General features: G+C 72.0%; 14 protein-coding genes. 8 read left to right on the top strand and 6 right to left on the bottom strand.

Going from position 1 to position 17,505, the window contains the following annotated elements; genetic code table 11:
* Nucleotides 1-356: 356 nt before the first annotated feature.
* The 5 genes from IEZ08_RS10135 to IEZ08_RS10120 all read left to right on the top strand — a co-directional run bounded on the left by IEZ08_RS10135 (nt 357) and on the right by IEZ08_RS10120 (nt 5,751).
* Nucleotides 357-1,790, top strand: a complete 1,434-nt coding sequence (locus IEZ08_RS10135) for a YncE family protein (protein ID WP_189242048.1) — start codon at nt 357-359, stop codon at nt 1,788-1,790.
* Nucleotides 1,791-1,803: 13 nt separating this feature from the next.
* Entirely contained in the window at nt 1,804-2,814 is a 1,011-nt protein-coding gene (locus IEZ08_RS39450) for an ABC transporter substrate-binding protein (RefSeq protein WP_068920621.1), read from the top strand.
* Between the two features lie 92 nt (nt 2,815-2,906).
* Nucleotides 2,907-3,905, top strand: coding sequence for a FecCD family ABC transporter permease (locus IEZ08_RS10130; RefSeq protein ID WP_203863487.1), 999 nt, complete (start codon nt 2,907-2,909; stop codon nt 3,903-3,905).
* Nucleotides 3,902-4,888, top strand: coding sequence for an iron chelate uptake ABC transporter family permease subunit (locus IEZ08_RS10125; protein WP_084779464.1), 987 nt, complete (start codon nt 3,902-3,904; stop codon nt 4,886-4,888). The genes IEZ08_RS10130 and IEZ08_RS10125 overlap by 4 nt, the downstream gene beginning before the upstream one ends.
* A 26-nt stretch (nt 4,889-4,914) precedes the next feature.
* On the top strand, nt 4,915-5,751 hold the full coding sequence (locus tag IEZ08_RS10120; protein ID WP_203863486.1) for an ABC transporter ATP-binding protein: 837 nt from the start codon (nt 4,915-4,917) through the stop codon (nt 5,749-5,751).
* On the opposite strand, the gene IEZ08_RS10115 is transcribed toward IEZ08_RS10120, so the two are convergent.
* From IEZ08_RS10115 to IEZ08_RS10095, 5 genes are all read right to left on the bottom strand, one after another.
* Complete coding sequence (locus tag IEZ08_RS10115; RefSeq protein ID WP_203863485.1) at nt 5,741-6,415, bottom strand: NUDIX hydrolase; 675 nt, start codon at nt 6,413-6,415, stop codon at nt 5,741-5,743. The two genes, IEZ08_RS10120 and IEZ08_RS10115, sit on opposite strands and share 11 nt — an antisense overlap.
* A gap of 53 nt (nt 6,416-6,468) precedes the next feature.
* Entirely contained in the window at nt 6,469-8,325 is a 1,857-nt protein-coding gene (locus IEZ08_RS10110; RefSeq protein WP_068920618.1) for a DUF4434 domain-containing protein, read from the bottom strand.
* Nucleotides 8,326-8,481: 156 nt separating this feature from the next.
* Nucleotides 8,482-9,570 carry a glycosyltransferase gene (locus IEZ08_RS10105; protein WP_084779462.1) on the bottom strand — a complete coding sequence of 363 codons (1,089 nt, stop codon included), beginning with the start codon at nt 9,568-9,570 and terminating at the stop codon, nt 8,482-8,484.
* A gap of 20 nt (nt 9,571-9,590) precedes the next feature.
* Nucleotides 9,591-10,853: a nucleotide sugar dehydrogenase gene (locus tag IEZ08_RS10100; RefSeq protein WP_068920617.1), complete on the bottom strand. Its 1,263-nt coding sequence runs from the start codon at nt 10,851-10,853 to the stop codon at nt 9,591-9,593.
* A 129-nt stretch (nt 10,854-10,982) separates the two neighbouring features.
* The gene (locus IEZ08_RS10095) at nt 10,983-12,650 is read right to left on the bottom strand and encodes a glycosyltransferase family 4 protein (RefSeq protein ID WP_068920616.1); all 1,668 of its coding nucleotides are present in this window, start codon (nt 12,648-12,650) and stop codon (nt 10,983-10,985) included.
* A gap of 57 nt (nt 12,651-12,707) precedes the next feature.
* Between IEZ08_RS10095 and wecB the strand changes: the two genes are divergently transcribed.
* The 3 genes from wecB to IEZ08_RS10080 all read left to right on the top strand — a co-directional run bounded on the left by wecB (nt 12,708) and on the right by IEZ08_RS10080 (nt 16,406).
* Entirely contained in the window at nt 12,708-13,877 is a 1,170-nt protein-coding gene (gene wecB / locus IEZ08_RS10090; protein WP_068920615.1) for a non-hydrolyzing UDP-N-acetylglucosamine 2-epimerase, read from the top strand.
* A gap of 72 nt (nt 13,878-13,949) precedes the next feature.
* Nucleotides 13,950-16,022 (top strand): glycosyltransferase family protein, encoded by a 2,073-nt coding sequence (locus tag IEZ08_RS40210; RefSeq protein ID WP_068920614.1) that lies wholly within the window; start codon nt 13,950-13,952, stop codon nt 16,020-16,022.
* A gap of 141 nt (nt 16,023-16,163) precedes the next feature.
* A complete protein-coding gene (locus tag IEZ08_RS10080; RefSeq protein ID WP_189242045.1) occupies nt 16,164-16,406 on the top strand; it encodes a hypothetical protein in 243 nt (80 codons plus the stop codon).
* A 142-nt stretch (nt 16,407-16,548) separates the two neighbouring features.
* Here IEZ08_RS10080 and IEZ08_RS10075 read toward each other — a convergent pair whose 3' ends face one another.
* On the bottom strand, nt 16,549-17,355 hold the full coding sequence (locus IEZ08_RS10075; RefSeq protein ID WP_068920612.1) for an SDR family NAD(P)-dependent oxidoreductase: 807 nt from the start codon (nt 17,353-17,355) through the stop codon (nt 16,549-16,551).
* Nucleotides 17,356-17,505: the final 150 nt, after the last annotated feature.

The following is a 17,505-nucleotide window of genomic DNA, read 5'->3' as shown; positions in this document are numbered from 1 at the left end:
TGAGGGGGTGCCGCTGTCTGTGAGGGAGCGCCGCGCGCCCGGAGGGGTGCGCGGCGCCTCGTACGGATCAGGCCTCGTACGGGTCAGATCCCGTACGGATCAGGCCTCGTACGGATCAGGCCTCGTCGTCGAACAGGTCGGCGACGAGGGCGTGGTTGCAGGTCGGGTGAGCCGCCGCCACGGGGGCGGGGTTCACGATCGCCGAGAACACCGGCACGTCGTCGTAGGACTCCATGGGCTACCTCCTGAGATTTCTGGACTTTTGCGCTCTTGGGCCCTTGGCGCGGAGCCAGCGTAAATGATAATGATTTTCATGTCTACGAGTAGAGAATGATTTTCGTTTCCTTGGAGGTCAGATGCCCGACAAGATCGTCGGCCGCGTCGGAGCCGTGGGCCTGCTCGCCCTGGCTCTGTTCGCCCCCGCCGCCGCAACCGCGTTCACCCCCGCCGCAGCCGCGTCCCCGCAACCCGGTGAGCAGGTCACGAGCGGGGAACCCGAAGCCGCCGGGGCCACCGCCTCGCCCGGCGCGACGGACCAGACCTCCGGCACCCGGGTGGGACCCGGATCCCGCCTGGTCGTCGCCGACCCCGCCGCGAGCCAGGTGCACGTCTACGCGATCCCGTCCCACCGCAGGACCGCCACCATCACCGGCCGGACCCCGTCAGGCCACGCCGGCATGCTCCCCCTGCGCGACGGCCGGGTGCTCTTCGTCGACGAGACGAACCACGAGCTCGTCGCCCTGCAGGTGACGGGCGTCCCGCGGATCGTCGGCGCGGTCCCGCTGCCCGAGGGGGAGGTCACGCACATCGCCGTCGACCCGGCCAACCGCTACGCCGTCGTGGCCGCCGCCGAGGAGCACGACCACGAGGAGGAGTCCCAGGAGATCGGCCAGGCCGAGGAGGAAGAGGAGGGCCACGGCATCCTCACCCTCGTCGACCTCGGCACCTACACGCCTTCCAGCGTCGAGGTGCACAGCGCCCACCCCGGCGTCATGATCGGCGGGGAGCCGCTGACCATCGTGCACCGCAACGACGCCGACAACACGCTGGAGACCTTCCCCGTCTCGGCGATCCTGGCCTCCGCCGGAGGCCACCTGGAGCCGACCTCCAGCGTCCCGACCGGCGCCGCCGGGCACGGCGAGGCCCTCGCCGGCGACCTGGCGCTGACGGCGACCGACGCCGGTCTCGACACGGCCCGGCTCCGGGCGGGCTCCCTGACCCCGGTCAGGACCGTGCCCTGGCCCGCGGAGACCGGCCGCGCCTTCTACGTGCGGCTGAGCGCCGACGGACGGAACCTGGTCACCTACACCTCCAACGAGTCCGGCGACGACTGGCAGAACTGGCTGCACGACGCCTTCCTCGTCGACCCGGCCACCGGCCGGTCCGTCACCACCCGCCTGGGCACCGGCTTCCTGTTCCGGTTCGGGCTGTCCGACCGGTACGCCGGTTACGTGCTCCAGCAGCCGGGCGGGGACAAGGTCTCCTTCGTCGACGTCCGTCCCGGCTCCTCGCGCTACGGAAAGATCACCGCGAACGTCCAGCTCGGCTCCCTGCCGGGCGGCCCGGCCGTCGGCTCGCCCCCGTGGGGCACGCAGGGCCGCCGGATCGCGCTGGACCCCACCGGCGCCCTCGCCTACGTCAGCGGCGGCGGCACCGGGCGGATCAGCGTGATCTCCCCCGACCACGGCCGGACCGTGGGCACCATCACCACCCCCACCCGGCTGGACGGCGGCGGCGCCCTGACCGTCGTCACCCCCGGCCGGTCCGACGCCGACACCGTCGGCCGCTGAGGAGCAAGGCACCATGCTGCGTAGATTCCTGCCCGCCGTCCTCTGCGCCACCCTGCTGAGCGGGTGCGGCGCCGGGGCGTCCCCCTCCCCGGGGGCCGGGACGACGACGTCGGGCACGCCGGAGGCCGCGGCGGCGACATCGGCCGCGCCCTCCGTCCAGGTCACCCCGGTGACGGCCGCCCTGACCGTCACCGACCCGGCGGGCAAGCAGATCACCCTCACCGAGAAGCCGGAGCGGATCGTCTGCCTGACCGGCATCTGCGACGACATGCTCGTCGAACTCGGCCTCACCCCCGCCGGGACGACCACGCCCAAGCTCCTGGCCCGCCCGGACTACCTGGGCGCGGCCGCCGGGCAGGTCCCGGTCATCCCGGGCAGCTTCGGCGGCGAGGACGTCGCGAAGATCGCCGAACAGCGGCCGGACCTGGTCATCGGACTCGCCGGAGTGCACGACCAGCTCAGGACCGCGGTGGAGAAGTTCGCCCCGCTCTGGGTGGTGGAGGTCAAGGACTACGAGCACTCCGTCGGCTACCTGCGCGCGCTCGCCCGGCTCACCGACCGGGGCGCCCAGCAGGCCGAGGCCGAGCGGAGGTTCCGTACCAAGCTGGCCGAGGGAGCGGCCACCGCGAAGGCCAGGGGACTCGACGGCACCACCGTGCTCGCCATGTACGGCGGAAGCTCGGTGGGGGTGAACACCACCGACGACGTGCTCGGCGACTTCATGTCGGAGTTCTTCGCCTATCCCTGGCCGAGCAAGGGAGGCGGCTTCGAGACCGCCCAGGCCTACAGCGTGGAGGAGATCCTGGCCAAGGCGCCTGATGTGATCTTCATTCAGTCCTTCACCTTCGGCCCCGACGCCAAGACCGTGACCGAGACCCTCCGGGACAATCCCGTATGGAAGCGGGTCCCCGCCGTGGCCAACGGCAGGGCCTTCGAGGTCCAGCCCGAGCTGTGGGCCTCCGGCCGCGGGACGAGGGCCTTCGGCATCATCCTCGACGAGGCCCTCGCCAAGGTCTCCGGTTGAGCCAGGTGTCACCTCCGCGCGCCGCCGCCTCACCGCCGGGAGGCACGCGCGGAAGCCTGTCCGGGAGCCCGCGCCCGGGCCCGCGTGCCGCCGTGATCGTGGCGGCGGCCGTCGCCGTCCTGGCCCTGGCCGCCGTCTGCCTGGGGCAGCCGGTGATCCCGCCGCACCGGCTGCCCGCCGTGCTGGGCGACCGGGCCTCGGTGGAGTTCGTGGTGCTGTGGGAGCTGCGGGTGCCCCGGCTCGCCGTCGCCGTCTTCGGCGGCGCGGCGATCGGGGCGGCCGGGCTGCTGCTGCAGGAGGCGCTGCGCAACCCGCTGGCGGTCCCGGAACTGCTCGGGGTGTCCTCCGGGGCCGCGCTGGCGGTGGCGGTCTGCGTGGTGTGGGCGCTGCCGGTGCCGTACGGGCTGCACCCGCTGCTCGGGCTGGCCGGTGCGGCCTGCGGCGGGGCGCTGTGCCTGGCCGCGGCCCGCACCGCGCGCGGCGCCTCGGCGACGCTGCTGGTGGGCGCCGCGGTCTCCACCGCGATCCAGGCGCTGCTGCTGGCGGTGATGGCCACCGCCGAACGCATCCAGTACGACATGTTGTTCCGCTACCTCGTGGGCAGCCTGACCGGCGTCATGTGGGAGCAGGCCGCGCACGTGCTGCCGTGGTCCCTGCTCGCGGTCCCGCTGGTGGTCCTCTGCGTGCCGGTGCTCGGGCTGCTGCGGCTCGGTGACGACACCGCCGCCGCCCTCGGCAGCCGGGTGGGCCGTGCCCGGCTGGGCGTGCTGGCCGTGGCCTCGCTGCTGATCGGGTGCGTGACCGGACCGTGCGGGCCGCTGGCGTGGGTGGGTTTCGTCGCGCCGCTGCTGGCGCGGCGGCTGCGGCCCCACGACGAGGCCCGGACATGGCTGCCCTGGTCGGCCGCGCTCGGCGCGCTGGTGGTCCTGGCCGCCGACCTGGTGGCCCGGCTCGCCCTCGCCCCGGTGGAGACGCCGCTCGGCGCGTGGACCGCCCTGCTCGGCGTTCTGGCGGGAGCCGTCCTGTTGCGCGGGGAGGCGGTGCGTCCGCGCGCGGCGGCGCGGGACGGGCGAGCGGGGGGATCACGGTGAGACGGCTCGTCTGGATCCTGGCGGTCGCGCTGCCGGCGACCGTACTGGCGCACCTGCTGGCTCCCGGCATCGGGGACCTGGGCACGCTGCTCGGACCCGCCGGCACCCTGGAACACCGGATCATGTGGGAGCTGGGCGTGCCCCGGCTGCTGGCCGCGCTGCTGACCGGTGCGGCGCTCGGCGTGTCCGGGCTGGTCCTCCAGCTCACCCTCCGCAATCCGCTGGCCGCCCCCGAGCTGACCGGGGTCAACCCCGGCGCGGTGCTGGGCATCCTTGCCGGGCTGACGTTCGGGCTGTTCCCGGCCGACTCGGCGGGCGGCGCGCTGGCCGCCGCGCTCGCCGGGAGCGCCCTGGGCGGGTCGGCGACCTGGCTGCTCACCTCCAGGGATCCCGGCAGAGCCATCGTGTACGGCCTGCTCGGCAGCGCGCTGCTGGCCGGGCTGGTCACCCTCCTGCTGGCCTACCAGCCCAGCCGCTTCGGCAACGCGTTGCGCTGGCTCGTCGGGTCGGTCCAGGGGCGGGTCTGGGAGCACCTGGGGTTCACCTGGTGGTGGATCACCGGATGGATCCTGCTGATCTGGGCCGGATCGGCGGTGCTCGGCGTGCTCGCCCCCGGCGACGACCACGCCGCCGGGCTGGGCCTGCGCCCGGGAGCCGCCCGCGCGGCGGCGCTGACGGCGGCGACCGCGCTGGCGGCGGGCGCGGCGAGCCTGGCCGGGGCGGTGGCCTTCGTCGGCCTGGTCGTCCCGCACGCGGCCCGGTGGCTGGCGGGAGCCGACCCGAGGAGGACCGTACCGGTGGCCGCCCTCACCGGGGCCGCGGCGATCGCCGGCGCCGACGCGGTCGCCCAGTTCGCCGACCGCCTGATGGCCGGTGCGGAGGTCACCCAGCGGCTGGGGGTGCCCACCGGCGTGGTGACCGCCCTGGCGGGAGCCGCCGTACTGGTGACCGTGGCGCGCAGGGCCGCCCACGTCCCCGGGTGATGACGACGACAGGAGAGAGGGCTGGGATGATCACTGTCAGCGGGCTGGAGTTCGGCTACGGGGACCGCACGGTGCTCGACGGGATCGACCTGACCGTCGGGCACGGCGAACTCGTCGCGCTGGTGGGTGTGAACGGTTGCGGCAAGAGCACCCTGCTACGGCTCATCGCGGGTCTGCTGACCCCGCGCCGGGGCACCGTCCGCCTGGACGGGACGGACCTGGCGAGCCTGTCCCGGCGGGAGGTGGCCCGGCGGCTGGCCGTGCTGCACCAGGCCCTGGCGCCCGTCCCCGGCCTGACCGTGCGCCAGCTCGTACGGCAGGGCAGGTACCCGCACCGGGGCCCGCTCGGCATGCTCGGCGAGCCCGACGACGGGGTGGCCGAGGAGGCGATGGAGCTCACCGGAGTGGCCCACATGGCCGGCCGGGTGCTGGACACCCTCTCCGGCGGGGAGCGCCAGCGGGTACGGCTGGCGCTGGCCGTCGCCCAGCGCAGCCCGATCCTGCTGCTGGACGAGCCGACCGCCCACCTGGACGTCCGCCACCAGCTGGAGGTGCTCGCCCTGGTCCGCCGGTTGCGCGACAGCCGGGACCTCACCGTGCTGGCCGTACTGCACGAGCTGGACCACGCGGCCCGCTTCGCCGACCGGATCGTGGCCCTGGCCGGCGGACGGGTCGCCGCCGACGGCCCGCCCCGCGAGGTCGTCACCGAGGAGCTGCTGGCGACCGTGTTCGGCGTGCGGGGGCGGGTGGTCCACGACGAGCGCAACGACGCCCCCCACTGTTTCCTGGACCACCCGCTCGACGCGGCGCACGGCCCCGCGGTCGCCGGGCCCGCCGTCCACGGGCCCGCGGTCAGTCCTTGAGGGAGCGGAGCATCGGGGGGTGCAGCAGCTCGGCCGGGCCGCGGCGGTAGAGCTTGGCGGGGCGGCCGCCGTCGCGGGTGGTGGTCCGGCCGGTGGGGATGAGGAAGCCCTCGGCGTTGGTCACCTTGCGGTGGAAGTTGCGCGGGTCCAGCGGGCGGCCCCAGACGATCTCGTAGACCCGGCGCAGGTCGGCGACGGTGAACTCGGGCGGGCAGAAGGCCGCGCCCAGCGAGCTGTACTCCAGCTTGGCGCGGGCCCGCTCGATGCCGTCGACCATGATGCGGCGGTGGTCGAAGGCCATCGTCGCCAGGTCCTTGACCGGCTGCCAGCTCATGTGCGCCTCCCGGGAGGCGGGCAGGTCGGGGGCGAGGCCCAGGTAGGCGACGCTCAGCACGCGCTGGCGGGGGTCGCGGTCGGGGTAGCCGTACGTCTGGAGCTGCTCCAGGTGGACCGGGGCTCCGGGCAGGCCGGCCCGTTCGGCGAGGACCCGGGCCGCGGCGGCCGGCAGGTCCTCGTCGAGCTGGATGAAGCCGCCCGAAAGGGCCCAGCGTCCTTCGTAGGGCGGCTTGTCCCGCAGCCAGACGAGCGCGCTGAGCTCCTGGCCCCGCACGGTCAGGACGACCAGGTCCACGCTGACGGGGACGCGCGGCACCGGAGAGGTCACGGCAGGAACGTTACACCGATCACGGTCGTCGGGACGTGCGACGTTCGCAGGGTTCACAGGGTTATCCGGACGTGCAGCGGCTCGGCCGCCCTGCGCCCGTCGGGCCCGGTGATCTCGATCCGCACCCAGGTGTCCTCGGGGACCTGGCCCCAGTCGAACGGGACCCAGGCCGTCCCCATCCCGGCGGGCGTGCCGGGAGGCGGCGGTTCGAGGCCGACCCCGGCGACGGCGACGGTCCTGGGCGTCTCCTGCCCCTCCCAGGTGATCGTCGCCTGGCTCTCGGCGGACAGGTTGTAGCCGCGGATCTCGATGCCGTCCTGGATGTCGCGCGGGAGCCGTACGGCGTCCACCGGGATGGGCCGGTCGTGGTCGCGGGCGATCTCCTCGGCCAGCGACGGGGTTCCCGGGGCGGCGCAGGTGAAGAAGTCGCTCCACATGTAGGAGACGACCTTGGAGACGTACCGGCCGACCTGGGTGACGGCCCGGTCGAGCCGGTCCTTGTCCGTGCGTCCGCGGGTCCCGGTCCGGGTGCCGCAGGGTTCGGCCCCGGAGGGCTCGAACGCCTCGACGTTGGCCCACAGCTGCACGTCGTAACCCTGCTCGGCCATCCGGTCCCGGGCCCCGGCCATCTCCCGGTAGTAGTCGCGGGTCGAGCCGTGATATGCCTCGCCGTTGCTCAGGCCCTCCCCAACCACCGGCCGGAGCCTGTCGTCCACCGGCTCGTCGCGCTCGTCCGGCCAGAACAATCCGACCTTGCCGGTGCCCCGGCTGTCCTGCGGCGCGACGATCCCGACGCCGGTCCTGGCCAGCGCCTCGAATCCGGCCGCCACCTCCTTGGGCGTGGCGCTGAACGCCTTGCTCTTGCGCGCCTCCAGGTAGGGGCTGACGAGGATCGGCTTGTCCGGCATCACCTGCTCGACGATCCCGTGCTGGGAGGCGTAGACCCGCAGCGTCGGATTGTCCTTGGCCGCCTCGTCGGGGTCGTCCGCGCCGGAGTAGACCATGTCGCGCATCTGGAGCTCGAACGGCTGGTAGAAACCGCCGAGCGAGGCGCGGCCCTGGAAGCGGTCGCCGTAGTCCTGCAGGATGCGCCGGGTGAGCGTGGTGAGGGTGTTGACGCCCCGCTCGGAGGCCCGGGTGCTCTGGCCCGGGTCGCGCGGGGCCAGCGGCAGCGCCGGGAAGACCTTCATGCCGAACTGGTCGCCGAGATCGAGCAGCTCGGTGAGGCTGTCCTCCTTCGCGGCGGCGATCAGGATCACGTGGTAGGCGCGGCCCTGGGAGCTGAGGTTCCCGCAGCTGGCGTCGTCGCTGCCGTCCCCCGGGGCGATGAGCCGGTAGAAGACGGTGTCGTCCACCTCGATCTTCTTCTCCACCTCGGGGCAGCGGAAGATGCCCGGCCCGAACGCCTCGTCGGTCCGGTAGACGAACGTCCAGCTGACCCGGTTGCCCGGGTTCAGTGCCTTCAGGTCGTTCTCGGCCGCCGTCACGCAGGGCACGCCGTCCTCCTCGCACGGCGCGTAGCGGGAGTCCACCTCCCCGTCCTTGAGGACGCGGCCGTCCTCGTCGACCGGCCGGGCCTGCAGGCCCCACCCGATCCGGATCACGGTGTCGCCGCCGACCTGGTGGATGGCCCGGAACTGGCGGCGCCAGGTGCAGTGGTCGGTGGTCGGGATGAGCCAGTAGCCCGTCACCGCGTACGGTGCCTTCACCGCCGTGTCGAACGTTCCACACGGGTCGGTGAACGTGGCGGCCGCGGGTGTGGGGGCCGCGGTAGAGGAAGAGGCGGCGGAGGGGGAGGCGATCGGCGAGCTGTCACTGGACGGGGCGGGGTCGTCGGCCGGCAGGACCAGCATGACCGCCGCCACGGCGGCGAGGATCGCCACGCCGAGCAGAGCCGTGAACCAGCGCACGTTCAGGACACTACCGTTCTCGTGATCAGAGCGACGTAAGGAAGCCCGCCGTGCTGCGGGCCGTACGGGCCGCCGGAGCGACCACCCGGGACGTGCCGGGCACGGGTGCCGGAGCTGCCGCCCTGGGCGTGCCGGGCGTGGGTGCCGTGCACGGCGTCAGTTCTTGACCCCCGCCCAGGCCTCCAGCTGGGCGACGAAACGGCGGGCCGAGTTGGGCCAGTGATGGTTGGCACGGGCCGCCGCATACCCACGGGCGCCCTGAGCATGCCGCTCCTCGACATCGTCCCTGAGGGTGAGCACGGCCTGCGCCACCGCCTTGGGATCCCGCCAGGGCACGACCATGCCGCTGTTGTAGCGCTCGACCAGCTCCACCGCGCGCGGCGACGGGGTCGTGATCACGGGAATGCCGTGGGCCATGTACTCCACGATCTTCGTGGGCATGGAGTGCCGGTAGTTGGGCTCGTCGTGCAGGAGCGAGAGCCCGGCCAGCGCGCCGTCGAGCCGCTTGAGCGCCTCGTCGTTGGGCATGAAGTCGCGCCACTCCAGCAGGCCCTCGGTCACCGCCTCGTTCAGCGCGGGCCGCGACTGCGGGTCGGCGTAGCCGATCAACTCGACCGACACCCGGTACGGCTGGAGCAGGCGGGCCACCTCGATGGCCTCGCGCACGCCCCGCGCCTCCGACAACCAGCCGAGGTAGACGATCCGGTCGTCGCCCGGCACGACCACGTCGTCGGGGACCCACGTCTCGTTCGGCACCACCAGGTGCGCCTGGCGGAACCTCCCGGCGTAGGCGGTCTCGGCCAGCAGCAGGTGCAGGTGACGCTCGGCCGTGCCCTCCAGGAGGCGGGCCATGAACCGCACCGGCGGGCGCAGGAACGCGGGCAGCCAGGGCTTGAGCGACAGCGTCGCCGGGGTGTCCTCGTGCACGTCCCAGACCACCGGCGGGCGCCTGCGCACGCCCGCCACGGCGAACAGCAGCTCGGGGTCGTGGATGACGGCCAGGTCGACCTGGCCGCGCATGCGCTTGAACACCTTGCGCGCGGCGCGCACGGCCGCCAGCCGCTTGCGCTCCGCCGCACGGGGCAGGTCGATGCCGTTCACCCAGGGCCGGGCCATGACGCCCCGCGCGGTGTACGGCGCGGCATACGTGACCTCATGACCGGCATCCACCAGCGCCCGGATCTGCCGGTGCAGGATCCGGGCGTCCTCGGGGTGATGGACCACCGTCATGACGAGCACGTGCACTGCGCGCAGCCCCTTCGTCGCTAGAGCCGCTCGACGCGTTCACCCTCGGCGAGCACGCCTCGGGTGTCGAGCACGAGCTTGCCGTGGTCTTCGATGACCGACAGGTCGAAGGCGGCGTGCTGCTGGAGCAGCAACGTGATGTCCGCCTCGGCGACCGCCTTGGAGAGGTTGTCCTCACGCGGCACCGGGGTGCCGTCCACCGCCCACTCCCTGACGTAGGGGTCGGCGAAGACCAGGTCGGCGCCGAGCTCCAGCAGCGCCCGCGCGACCGGCAGGGCCGGGGTCTCGCGCTCGTCGGCGATGTCGGGCTTGTAGGTGACGCCGAGCAGCAGCACCCGGGAGCCGTTGACGGCCTTCCTGTGCCGGTTGAGCAGCCGCTGCGCGCGGGCCACCACGTAGGACGGCATCCGCTCGTTGATCTCCTGGGCCAGCTCCACGAACCGGAAGGGGTAGCCCAGCTTGCGCACGGTGTAGGACAGGTAGGACGGGTCGACCGGGATGCAGTGGCCGCCCACGCCCGGTCCGGGCAGGAACTTCTGGAAGCCGAACGGCTTGGTGGCCGCCGCCTCGATGGACTCCCAGAGGTTGATGCCGAGCTCGTCACAGAAGATCGCCATCTCGTTGACGAGGGCGATGTTGACGTGCCGGTAGGTGTTCTCCAGCAGCTTGGCCATCTCGGCCTCGCGGGTGCCGCTGACCGGCACGACCTGCTCGATGAACTGCGCGTAGAACGCGGTGGCCACGTCGCGGCAGGCCTCGGTGTAGCCGCCGACGACCTTGGGCGTGTTGCGCAGGCCGAACTTGGGGTTGCCCGGGTCGATGCGCTCGGGCGAGAAGGCGAGATGGAAGTCCTTGCCCGCGGTGAGCCCGGAGGCCTCCAGCAGCGGACGGGCGACCTCGTCGGTGGTGCCGGGCCAGGTGGTGGACTCCAGGACCACCAGCGCGCCCGCGCTGAGATTGCGCGCGACGGTGGCGGTGGCGCCCTCCACGGCGGACAGGTCGGGACGGTGGTCATCGTCCAGTGGGGTGGGCACGCAGATGACGATGGTGCGGCTGTCGGCCAGCACGCTCTCGTCCAGCGTCGCCCGGAAGCCGCCGACCAGCATGTGCTCGAGGTCGGCGTCGGTCAGGTCGTCGATGTAGGAGCGGCCGGCGTTGAGGGCCTCCACCTTGCGGGGGTCGACCTCGAATCCGACGACACGCAGTCCTGCCGCGACGGCCTCCTTGGCCAGCGGCATCCCGACGTATCCCAGACCGATCACGGCCAGGTCGTAGCCGGTCACTGGGAGACCCTGGGGACACGGAAACAACACTTCATGGTCGCAAAGGTTATCTCAACTCGGCACAAGCCACGTCTGATGCAACCAAACGCATGGCAAACATGAGGGTTGTCCGTGAATGTCGGCCGGACATCAGTCGAGAATGGATCTATAGAGGTCACGATAGGTCTCCGCGATCCGGCTCCACGTACGCTTCGCGGCCACCTCGGCGCGGCCCGCCTCGCCCATCAGGGCCCGCCGCCGCGGGTCGTCCCGCAGTCCGGCGATCGCCTTGGCGAGCGCCTCGGGGTCTCCCGGCGGGACCAGCAGCCCCGCGCCCTCGGAGCCCACGAGCTCCGACAGGGCGGGCAGATCGCTGAGGACGACGGGCTTGCCGAGAGCCATCGCCTCGACCGGTTTCAATGGTGTAACGAGTCGGCAAACCCGCAGGTCCTCGCGGGGGCAGACGAAGATGTCGATCGCCGACTGCGCCTGGAGCGCCTCGTCCGGGCCGACCCTGCCGGGCAGGATCGCGATGTCTTGGAGGCCGAGCGCCTCGACCTGCTCCAGCAGCGCCGGGCGCTCCGCGCCGTCGCCCACGAGCAGCACCTTGACCGGCGTGCCCTGGTCGCGCAGGAGCGCGGCGGCGCTGATCATCGTCGCGAAACCCTCGTAGGCCACGATGCTGGACACCGAGCCCATGACGATCTCGTCGTCCCGGATGCCGTACGCCGCGCGGAAGGCCGCGCCGTCGTAGGAGGCGGTCAGCAGCGAGTCGTCCACCGCGTTGGGCGCGAGGTGGATCTTCTCCCGGGGCACGCCCCGCTCGACGATTTCGGCGGCCATGGTCTCGGCGAGGGTGACCACGGCGTCGGCGGAGCGCATGATGAACGCCTCGCGGTCGCGCTGCAGCACGTGCCGCTGGCTGCCGACCCGCTTGGGGTCGCGGGAGGCCCAGGTCTCCTCCAGGAAGCCGCGGACCTCGTAGACCACGGGCGTGCCGGTCCGCTCCCGCACGGCCAGCGCCACCGAGCCGTTGCGGTGGTCGGTGGCGGCGTGCAGGATCTGCGGCCGGAGCGTCCTGACCAGCTCGGTCACCTCGCCGGCACCGCGGATCATCCGGCCGTGGCTCTCGAACGGCACCTCGCCGCTGGGCAGCAGCCGGTGGTAGGGGATCCCGTCGAGCTCCTCGTACGGCGCGGCGTCGGCGTGCCCCTGCATCATCGGCCAGCCCCAGCTGGTGACGACGTGCGGGTCCAGGCCGGCGGCCTGCTGCGCGGTGACGATCCGGTGCGTGCGCACGGTGTAGCCGGCCTGCGTGTACGGCAGCGCGTTGGTGACCAGGTGCAGCACCCGCCCCTCGACCCGCTCGCCCACGATCACCTTGGCCTTGGGCGGGATCGGGTTGGGCTGGATGGCGGCCAGCTCACCGGCGTAGTAGGCGGCCCGGCGCTTGATGAAGGGGTACTTGCTGTGCGCCCTGAGCACCTCGGCGGCCTCGGTCATCCGGCCGGCGTCGAAGTGCTCCTTCGCCTCGTTCCACGGGCCCTTGACCATCCGCATGCCGAGCTTGCGCACGACGACCTTGGCTCGGCGCGCGACGGGCCAGGCGACCCGGCCCACGACGGGACGCATGCGCGGCGGAAGGGCCTCCGCGGCGGCGTGCGCGACCCGCATGGGATCGGTCTTGACCTTGGCCGCGACGACTCGGGAAACGATGATCGGATGCTGGGCGAACCCCTTGAGAAGTCCGCGGAAACCGGCACGCGCCGACTTCGCGGAAACCTTGGGGGACTCCGGCGGACTGGCGTCAGGTACCACGGTCGTGACCGTACCATAGGCAACGTTTGCCCCACTCCCTTATGAAAGGCGAGGTCAATGAGGGACTCCGCCCCTTCGCAGGCGACTCCGGCCCCCGAGAATCCCCTCGTCCTGCACGTGCTGGGTGCCCGTCCCAACTTCGTGAAGGCCGCCCCCGTCGTGCGCGCCCTCGCCGACCTGGGTGTGCGGCAGGGCATCGTCCACACCGGCCAGCACTACGACGCGCTGATGTCGGACGTGTTCTTCGCCGACCTCGGCCTCCCCGAGCCGATCGCGAACCTGGGCGTCGGGTCCGGCTCGCACGCCCGCCAGACGGCGGCCCTGCTCACCGGCCTGGAGGAGGTCGTGCTGGAGCACGGCCCGGCGCTGGTCGTCGTCTACGGCGACGTGAACTCGACGCTGGCGGCGATCCTGGTCTGCGCCAAGCTCCACATCCCGACCGCGCACGTCGAGGCGGGTCTGCGCTCCTTCGACCGGGGCATGCCCGAGGAGGTCAACCGGATCGTCACCGACGCCCTGTCCGACATCCTGTTCGCCACCTCGCCGGACGCCCTGTCCTACCTGGCGAACGAGGGCGTGGACCCGGCGCGCGTCCACCTCGTCGGCAACCCGATGATCGACAGCCTGTTCTCCGCGCTCGACCGCCTCGACCCGGCGCCGGTGCGCGAGCGCCTGGGCCTGCCCGAGCGGTACGGCGTGGCCACCCTGCACCGTCCCGCCAACGTCGACGACCCGGCCTCGGCCAAGGAACTGGTCGACGCCGTCCTGCAGGTGAGCGAGCGCCTGCCGATCGTGGTCCCGATCCACCCGCGCGGCCGCGAGCGTCTGGCCGCGGCCGGGCTGGTGACCGGCGGGAACCTGCTGATCGTCGACCCGCTGGGCTACGTCGACTTCCTCTCCCTGGTCCGCGGCGCGGCCCTGGTCGTCACCGACTCCGGCGGCGTCCAGGAGGAGACGACCATGCTGGGCGTGCCCTGCCTGACGGTCCGGCCCAACACCGAGCGGCCGATCACCGTCACCCACGGCACCAACCGCCTGGTCACCCCGGCCCTGCTCCCGGCTGCCGCGGACAAGGCCCTGGCCGACCGCGCGGCGACGCCCTCGGGCGAGCTGCCCCCGCTCTGGGACGGCAAGGCCGGTCCCCGGATCGCCCGGGTGATCGCGGCCTGGCTCACGGGGGAGAACCTCTCGCCGGCGTCGCAGGCCGTACCTCCCAGAGACCGATAAAACCGCTATTTCGGCCCGGCTTCCGGATGGAAAGCCGTACGCTTGCACGATCCCGGACAAAGGCGATTCCCCATGACTTCCCCCCCGAGTGAAGAGACCCCTGAAGAGCCGGCGTTCCAGCGCCTCGGGCCGGTCAACTGGCTGCCCGAGGAGCGCAAGGTCATCGAGCGCTACGAGGAGCGCGTCCGGGATCTGGAGCGGCGCCTGGCCATCGCGGAGGCCCGCGCGGACTACGCCCAGTGGAAGCTGGAGTCCACCAAGGTCCAGCGGCCGTACCGGGTGGCCGAGGTCCTGGCCGGGTCGAAGGGAACGCCGGGCCTGGTACGGCTGCCCGGGAAGCTGAAGGCCGCGATGCAGCCCCGGAAGGGGCCCAAGGCGCCGCGGCCGGTCGCCGAGGTCGTCGCCGAGCTCGACAACCGCGGGCCGTCGGTGGACGTGCCCCAGGTGAAGTGGCCGAACGGGCCGATCGTGCGGCCGGACATGAAGGTCGCGGTCATCCTGGACGACTTCTCCCGGATGGCGTTCAAGTACGAGTGGGACCAGATCGAGTTCGGGCTGCGCGACTGGCCGGAGATCTTCGCCGAGCGCCGGCCGGAGATGTTGTTCGTGGAGTCGGCCTGGCACGGCAACCAGGGGCGCTGGCGCTACCAGATGACCGGGACCAACGCGCCCAAGCCCGAGCTGCGTGCGCTGATCGACTGGTGCCGCCAGGAGGGCGTCCCGACGGTCTTCTGGAACAAGGAGGACCCGCCGAACTTCGACTTCTTCATCGACACGGCCAAGCTGTTCGACTACGTGTTCACGTGCGACGGCGACATGGTGCCGAAATATCGCGAAATTCTGGGACACGATCGGATCGATGTCCTCCAGTTCGCGGCCCAGCCCCGGGTGCACAACCCGATCCAGGACAAGCAGGGCCGCATCCACGACGTCGTCTTCGCGGGCATGTACTTCCGGGACAAGCACCCCGAGCGCCGCGAGCAGATGGAGACCGTCCTCAACCCGATCCGCGAGCTCGGCCTGCACATCTTCGCGCGCAACGGGACCGTGGACGAGAAGTACGCCTGGCCGGACAAGTACGTCCCGCACATCGTCGGCGAGCTGCCGTACGACCGGATGCTGGCCGCGTACAAGATGTACAAGGTCTTCCTCAACGTGAACTCGGTGCTCGACTCGCCGACCATGTGCGCCCGCCGCGTCTTCGAGCTGTCGGCGTGCTCGACCTCGGTGGTCTCCGGCTGGTCCCGCGCCATCGAGGAGACCTTCGGCGACCTGATCCCGATCGCCCACGACGAGCTGGAGTCCTACAACCAGGTCCTCCACCTGATCAACAGCCCCGAGCTCCGTGCCCGCCAGGGCCACCTCGCCATGCGCGAGGTCTTCGACAAGCACCTGTTCTCCCACCGCGTGGACCAGATCCTCCAGCTCCTCGGCAAGCCCGTCACGCCGCGGACCCGCTCGGTCTCCGTGGTGCTGCCGACCAACCGGGCCTCGCAGATCGAGCACGCCATCTCCTCGGTCGCCAAGCAGATCCACCGGCCGCTGCAGCTGGTGATGGTCCTGCACGGCCTGGACATCGACCCGGTCGTCGTCGCCGACAAGGCCCGCATGGCCGGGATCAGCGACGTGGTGGTGCTCCCCGCCGACCCGTCGATGACCCTGGGCGCGTGCATGAACACGGGCATCGCCGCGGCCGAGGGCGAGCTGATCGCCAAGATGGACGACGACAACCTCTACGGCGAGCACTACCTGTCCGACCTGGTCCGCGCGTTCGACTACTCCGACGCCGAACTGGTGGGCAAGGGGGCGCACTACGCCTACTTCGAGAGCCGCAACACCACGATGCTGCGCATGCCCGGCCTGGAGCACCGCTACGCCTGGCTGGTCCAGGGCGGCACGTTCCTCGGCAAGGCCGACATGTTCCGCCACTACGGCTTCGAGGACGTCACCCGCGGCGAGGACACCCGCCTGGTCAAGCGGCTGCGCGAGGACCGGGTCAAGATCTACTCAGCCGACCGGTTCAACTTCGTCTACTGGCGCAGCGGCGACCCGGCGATGCACACCTGGCAGCCCGACGACCACAAGCTGACCCGCGGCGCCCAGTTCTCCTTCGTCGGCCGCCCCGAGGCCCACGTCATGATCTGACGACGCCGCACCCCGCCGCCGTCCGAGGTGGTGCGGGGTGCCGGCGCCTCGGACGGATCTTCAGTCGGATCCAACTGATCTCCAAGCCCGTGGCGGTGGACTGTGTCTCGGTTCTCCAAGGGAACGAGATCGGAGTTATCGATGTCACGCTTTTCCAGGGCAGGCAAGCGGGTCGTGACCGTGCTGTTCGGCGGGGTCGCCGCCGCACTGATAGGCGCCGCCGCCGCCACCCCCGCCCACGCGATGCCCCCGTGGTGGTCGTACCAGGACGAGTTCGGGGACGCGGGCCTGTACAAGGTCCACTACGAGGACGGGCGCCCCTTCACGGTCGAGCTCTGCTGGAGCTACGACGCGGGCCAGGTCCCCTGCGGCCGGTACTTCTGACCGATCGACCGGACCCCGCCCCGGGGTCCGGTCCTCAGGTCCCGCCCAGGTGAGGGGCGGGCGGTCGTTGGGCATGTCCCCGAAGGCCCAGACCTCGGTGGGGGCGATGCCCACGCGTGCGCAGATCTCCGCGGTCGTCCGGTCAGCTCTCCTTGAGGAAGCCGGCGTCGACGGCGAACTCCGCGCCGGTGGTGCTGGCCGAGCGCGGCGAGACGAGCAGGGCGACCACGTCGGCGACCTCCTGCGGATCGACCAGGCGCCCGGTGGTCAGCTTCATCATCTCCGGCGCCACACTGTCCAGCACGGCGTCGCGACCGGCGCCCGTCGCCGCGGCCAGGATGTCGGCCGCGCCGCCCTCCTCGGTCCACCAGGCCGTGCGCACCGGCCCCGGGGAGACCGTGTTCACCCGGATGCCCTGGGGTCCGTACTCCTCGGAGAGCGCCTTGGTGACGGTGTTCATGCCGGCCTTGGCCGCGTTGTAGTCGACGTTCATCGGGGCGGGCTGCCGCGCGAGGACCGAGGAGACGTTGACGATCGCGCCGCCGCCCCGCTGGAGCATGAGCGGGATGGCGGCCCGGATCGCGCGGACGGCGGAGAAGAGGTTGAACTCGAACATCTCCCGCCAGGCGGTGTCGTCCGGGGTGAGGAAGCCGAAGCGCGGCAGGCTCACCCCGGGCGGCGGGCCACCGGCGTTGTTGACCAGGATGTCCAGTCCGCCGAACTCCTCGGCCGCACGGGCCACGACCCGGCCGGGCGCCTCGGGGTCCATCAGATCGACCGGTACGTGCACCAGGTCCGCACCGGCGAGGGCGTCCAGCTCGGCGGTGGTCTTGCGGGAGGCCGCCACGACACGGGCGCCCTCGGCCAGCAGCGTGCGCACCACGGCCAGGCCGATTCCCTTGGAGGCCCCGGTGACGACGGCCACCTTTCCGGAAAGCTGCAGATCCATAGGAGGGTTTCCCTTCGCTCTCGTTGTGATCACGAAGGTAGTTCGAGCGCACCTCGCCCTGCTCGCGGGAATCAGACGGCCCATTGCAGAAGATTTCGGACATCAATCTGAGCCCGGCATCCGGGAGCGCCGATGGTCGATTTCCGTCGC

The sequence above is a fragment of the Planobispora rosea genome, assembly GCF_014648175.1.
Classification (GTDB): Bacteria; Actinomycetota; Actinomycetes; order Streptosporangiales; family Streptosporangiaceae; genus Planobispora; species Planobispora rosea.
The sequence above is the reverse complement of the archived record's forward strand: the minus strand, read 5'-3'. Positions and strand labels throughout refer to the sequence as shown.